The sequence below is a fragment of the Halomonas sp. BC04 genome (assembly GCF_000568385.1).
In genome coordinates this window covers 1-5,183 of sequence record NZ_AZQX01000092.1, presented here as the reverse complement: position 1 = coordinate 5,183, position 5,183 = coordinate 1, and the positions used below count along the sequence as shown (strand labels likewise).

At 61.7% G+C, this 5,183-nt stretch carries 5 protein-coding genes; 3 read left to right on the top strand and 2 right to left on the bottom strand.

Annotated features, from left to right (window positions below):
• Positions 1-253, top strand: a 253-nt coding sequence (locus Q427_RS06900) for a DapH/DapD/GlmU-related protein (RefSeq protein WP_043512290.1), incomplete at its 5' end; no start/stop codon positions are given.
• Between the two features lie 10 nt (positions 254-263).
• Positions 264-2,096 carry a glutamine--fructose-6-phosphate transaminase (isomerizing) gene (glmS, locus tag Q427_RS06895; RefSeq protein ID WP_043512289.1) on the top strand — a complete coding sequence of 611 codons (1,833 nt, stop codon included), beginning with the start codon at positions 264-266 and terminating at the stop codon, positions 2,094-2,096.
• A gap of 30 nt (positions 2,097-2,126) precedes the next feature.
• Here glmS and Q427_RS06890 read toward each other — a convergent pair whose 3' ends face one another.
• Positions 2,127-2,729: a phosphatase PAP2 family protein gene (locus Q427_RS06890; RefSeq protein WP_043512287.1), complete on the bottom strand. Its 603-nt coding sequence runs from the start codon at positions 2,727-2,729 to the stop codon at positions 2,127-2,129.
• Positions 2,730-3,492: 763 nt separating this feature from the next.
• Between Q427_RS06890 and Q427_RS06885 the strand changes: the two genes are divergently transcribed.
• Entirely contained in the window at positions 3,493-4,839 is a 1,347-nt protein-coding gene (locus tag Q427_RS06885) for a sodium-dependent transporter (RefSeq protein ID WP_043512285.1), read from the top strand.
• Between the two features lie 68 nt (positions 4,840-4,907).
• On the opposite strand, the gene Q427_RS06880 is transcribed toward Q427_RS06885, so the two are convergent.
• Positions 4,908-5,108: a PA3496 family putative envelope integrity protein gene (locus Q427_RS06880; protein WP_043512292.1), complete on the bottom strand. Its 201-nt coding sequence runs from the start codon at positions 5,106-5,108 to the stop codon at positions 4,908-4,910.
• Between the last annotated feature and the right edge of the window lie 75 nt (positions 5,109-5,183).

The following is a 5,183-nucleotide window of genomic DNA, read 5'->3' as shown; positions in this document are numbered from 1 at the left end:
CGTCAACGTCGGTGCCGGCACCATCACCTGCAATTACGACGGTGCCAACAAGCATCGCACCGAGATCGGTGACGGGGCCTTCATTGGTTCCAATACGGCCCTGGTGGCTCCGGTCAGCGTGGGTAGCGGCGCCACCGTGGGTGCCGGATCGACGATCAGCAAGGACGTGGCCGACAATGCCCTGGCCGTCTCCCGTGGCAGGCAGGTCACCAAGGCGGATTGGCTGCGTCCCAACAAGTCCAAGCAATACTGAGGAAACTCCCATGTGTGGAATCGTTGGCGCCGTTGCCCAGCGCAATGTGCAGAATATCCTGCTCGAGGGACTCCGGCGGCTGGAGTATCGTGGCTATGATTCAGCCGGCATGGCCGTACTGGCCGCCGGGGGGCTGCAGCGTTGCCGGGCCCTGGGCAAGGTCGCCGCACTCGAGCTGCGGCTTGACGCCGAGCCGCTGCCGGGGAACTGCGGCATCGCCCACACCCGCTGGGCCACCCACGGCAAGCCCAGTGAGGCCAATGCGCACCCGCACGCTTCGGGGGATCGCCTGGCGGTGGTGCATAACGGCATCATCGAGAACCATGAGGCGCTGCGTCACGAGCTCAAGGAAGCCGGCTACCTCTTTGTATCCCAGACCGATACCGAAGTGGTGGCGCACCTGCTGGAGCGTGAGTATCGGCAGGGCGACGGCCTGCTGGCATCGGTGCAGCGGGTGCTGACGCGACTGGAAGGCGCCTATGCCCTGGCGGTGATGCATGCCGATGAACCCGATGTCATCGTTGGCGCCCGCAAGGGGAGCCCCCTGGTGGTCGGGGTGGGTATCGACGAGGCTTTCCTGGGCTCCGACCCGCTGGCGCTGCTGCAGGTGACCGACCGCTTCATCTATCTGGAGGAGGGCGATGTGGTTCGCCTTTCCGATGGTGGCCGCATCGAGGTCGTCGATGCCTCAGGCAGCCCGGCCGTTCGGGAGACCCAGACGTTCGAGCATGGCGATGGCGCTGCCAGCAAGGGCGACTACCGTCACTTCATGCTCAAGGAGATATTCGAGCAGCCGGCGGTGATTGCTGCGGCACTGGAAGGCCGGCTAGGTGAGAGGTCGGTCCTGGCGGAGATTTTCGGACCCGGGGCCGAAGCGCTGTTTGCGCGTGTCCGGCAGATCCATATCGTGGCTTGTGGCACCAGCTACCATGCCGGGATGGTGGCACGCTATTGGCTGGAGCGCTATGCCGGGATCCCGGTTCAGGTCGAGGTGGCCTCCGAGTATCGCTACCGGACGGTGGTCGTGCCCGAAGGTACCCTGTTCGTGACACTGTCACAGTCCGGCGAGACCGCCGATACCCTGGCGGCACTGCGCTTCGCCCGCGAGCAGGCCTACCTTGGCAGCCTGGCTATCTGCAACGTGCCGGGCAGTTCTCTGGTGCGTGAATCCGATCTGACCCTGATGACCCAGGCCGGTCCCGAGATCGGCGTGGCCTCGACCAAGGCCTTCACCACCCAACTCACCGGCCTGATGCTGTTGACCCTGGCACTGGGAAAGGTCAAGGGGCTTTCCAGCGATATCCAGGCAGAGCTGGTGTCGGGGCTGCGTGGCCTACCACGGCTGGTGTCGCAGGTGTTGGAGCTGGATGGCGCGATCGAGACGCTGTCGATGGCCTTCGCCGAGAAGCACCATGCGCTCTTTCTGGGTCGGGGAGTGCATTTCCCCATCGCCCTGGAAGGCGCCCTCAAGCTCAAGGAGATCTCCTATATCCATGCCGAAGCCTATCCGGCCGGTGAACTCAAGCATGGCCCCCTGGCCCTGGTGGATAGCGAGATGCCGGTCATTTCGGTGGCGCCCAACGATGAGCTGCTCGACAAGCTGAAGTCCAATCTTCAGGAAGTACAAGCCCGTGGCGGTAAGTTGTTCGTCTTTGCTGACGAAGCGGTGGGGCTGGAAGAAGAAGAGGGTATACGAGTGCTCAGACTGCCCCATGTGCATGATGCCCTGGCCCCGATTCTCTATACCATTCCACTGCAGCTGCTCAGCTACCACGTGGCGGTACTGAAGGGGACGGACGTGGATCAGCCGCGCAACCTGGCCAAGTCCGTTACCGTCGAGTAAACCCGGAATGGCGACGAGCCCGCTGTGTGCTCAGCGCTGTACCCAACCCCGGGCGATCAGCGGTGCAAAGAGCAGGTGATAGAGTCGCCGCGCTACACGGTGATAGAAGGGCAGTATCAGCCAGTTGCGGCTGACGCCCACCAGTAGTGCCATTGCCGCGGCCAGCAGGGTGGCGCCCAGCATGTCCTGGGGGAAATGAACGCCGAGGAAGACCCGTGCCCAGGCCACGGGCAGGGCCAGCAACAGCAGATAGCGGCCGATGCGACGGGTCTTGGCGTGCAGCATCAGGCTGAAGGCCATGGTCAGCATGATCGTGGCATGGTTGCTGGGAAACGCCGGGGTTGGCGAGTGCTCCAGGAACGCGTGTCCAACAGGCACCATGAACGGGCGTGGGCTGGGCCAGAGAAAGCCGATCAACCAGCTGGCCGCCAGGGCGAGCAGCGTGGCGATAAAGGCTTCCAGCAGGGGCTGCTTGAGTCGGTCGCTGCCACGCAGCCAGCCAATCACCAGCAGTGCCGGAATTAACCAGATCAGATAGACGGCAGAGACCTCGGCCAACAGCAGCCACCCTGCAGGGCTATCGGGAGTGGCATTGATGTGCTCGAAAAGGGCAAGATTGAGATTCGTTTCCATGATTTACCACTGTGAAGCCGACTGACGCCTCCGTCCGGGATCTCCTGCAGGCGCGGAAGGGCTATGCTGCCACCGGGGAAGCGGCGCTGCTTCTTCTTTTTGTTACAGCTTTATGAAAACCCTATCTGAACGGTATCCGGGGTTATCCCTTGGAGCCAGTCCTGCTGACTGCCCAGGCCTCTTCCACAGGTGACAGGATGCTGGCTTTCTTGCCATAGGGGCGCCTGTTGATAACTCTTGCCGAACACCCCCAGCATACCCGGCCTTCCTTCGCACTTCTTGTTATCCGTCAATGGCCGTCGGGCGCTGTCTCAGCGTGGCGGGAAGTGCGGAGAAGTCCATTACACGCGTTTTCCACGGGGAAAGGGCCTCAGTTTTCTTTTGCCGGGCGGCGACCCGCGGTCACCATTCAATAGCTTGACAAGGGCATGGCATCTTGTGGATAAAACAGGGGAAAACTCCCTTTTCCCTGTCCGCTCGGCGCACCATCGTAGTAACGCCCAATGGGCACCAGCCCACCATGCATGCCTGCCCCCCTTCCTTCTCATCACCACGGGTGTTCCTCGCTGAGAGTGGCAGCCTCGGCGCGTCTCGATCGCTCTTTACGACGTGGCCTCATCGTCGATGAATTACTGGTCATTGCGTCAATAATCGGATAAATTTGCCGAATAAAGGACGAAAACACTGCATTAGCACTGATTTTTTGTCTTGTTACATATCAATAACCTTACCCAATACTCGCATGTACAATAATAGGTGATTCATGTCGAAACTCGTCCATGCACAGTGGTCGTCGAAGATGACCTTCGTGCTAGCCGCTGCCGGCTCTGCGGTGGGGCTGGGCAATATCTGGCGGTTTTCCTACATGGTGGGAGAGAGCGGTGGCGCCGCCTTCGTTCTGGTCTATCTGGCCTGTGTCGCGGTGATCGGCCTGCCGATTCTCGTCGCCGAATGGATGATTGGTCGCCGTGGCCAGAACAACCCCATCAATGCCATGCTGAAACTGGCTTCCAGCAATGGGCAAACCAGGGCCTGGGCGCTGGTCGGGGTCAGTGGCGTGCTGGCCGCCTTTCTGATCCTCTCCTTCTACAGTGTCATTGGTGGCTGGTCCCTCTACTACACCCTCAACTCCGTTACCGGTACCTTCACCGGCCAGGATGCCGACAGCGTCGGTGCCATCTTCGGCGGGCTGCTGGGCAGCCCGGGGGTACTCCTGTTTTGGCATACAGCCTTCATGGCCCTGGTGGTATGGATCGTCGCTCGCGGCGTGACCAAGGGCCTGGAAGGGGCGGTGCGCACGCTGATGCCGGCGCTGGTGGTGTTGATGATCGTGCTGGTGGGCTATGGCATGACCACGGGTCACTTCGGCGAGGCACTGGCCTTCATGTTCCGCCCTGACTGGGGTGCCTTGAGCGGCGATATCGTATTGGCCGCCATGGGCCAGGCGTTCTTCACCCTATCGTTGGGCATGGGCATCATGATGGCCTACGGCTCCTACCTGGGTGAGGACGTCAACCTGCTGGGCACGGCGCGTACGGTGATCATCCTGGATACCGGCATTGCACTGCTGGCGGGGCTGGCCATTTTCCCCATCGTCTTTGCCAACGGCCTGAGTGCCGGTGAGGGGCCGGGGCTGATCTTCGTCACCCTGCCGCTGGCCTTCGGCAACATGACCGGTGGCATCATCCTCGGCCTGATGTTCTTCCTGCTGCTGACCTTCGCTGCCCTGACCTCTGCCATATCGCTGCTCGAGCCGGTGGTGGAGTTCGTGGAGGAGCGGTCGCCCCTGACCCGGGTGATGGCCACCCTGGCCGGTGGTGTTGCGGTCTGGGCGCTGGGCATCGCAGCATTGATGTCGTTCAACGTCTGGGACGAGTTCCTGATCTTCGGTCTCAACGTATTCGACCTGCTGGATACCTTCACCAGCACGATCCTGCTGCCGCTGACCGGCCTTGGCGCCATCGTCTTCGTGGCCTGGTGCCTGGATCGCAAGAGCGTCGCCGCGGAGTTGAACCTGAGCGCCGGCAGCGAGACGCTCTGGTATGTGGTGGCGCGCTATATTGCGCCGGTGGGCGTGATCCTGGTGTTCATCAACAGTTTGCTGGGGTGACAGGGCCTGAGCCCCGCCTGGCGGGGCTTGGGTGACTGCCTTGGACGGTCGCCGACGGGCGGCCGTCGTCAATGTTTCTCGTCTTCGGCCAGATCGGCGATATTTCGCTCCAGCTCCTTGAATTCGTTGTGCAGCTCGATGCCGCGACGCGCCCGCAGGTTGCGCTGAGCGGCGGTGCGTGAGCGTCTCTCGTGTTCGGCGACTTTCAAGCTCATGAAGATGTCGAGAAGCTCACTCTTTACGGAAGTTACGCGTTCGATCTTGCTCATGATCGACTCTCCCTCTTCTTCTTTGTCGTATCCTCTTGCTATCTTCTGCTTGCCGAGCTGTTTCGGCATGCCGTC

Excerpts from the sequence above, each read along its gene's own strand:
- glmS (WP_043512289.1), top strand. The coding sequence starts at position 264 with ATGTGTGGAATCGTTGGCGCCGTTGCCCAGCGCAATGTGCAGAATATC.
- Q427_RS06890 (WP_043512287.1), bottom strand. The coding sequence starts at position 2,729 with ATGGAAACGAATCTCAATCTTGCCCTTTTCGAGCACATCAATGCCACT.
- Q427_RS06885 (WP_043512285.1), top strand. The coding sequence starts at position 3,493 with ATGTCGAAACTCGTCCATGCACAGTGGTCGTCGAAGATGACCTTCGTG.
- Q427_RS06880 (WP_043512292.1), bottom strand. The coding sequence starts at position 5,108 with ATGAGCAAGATCGAACGCGTAACTTCCGTAAAGAGTGAGCTTCTCGAC.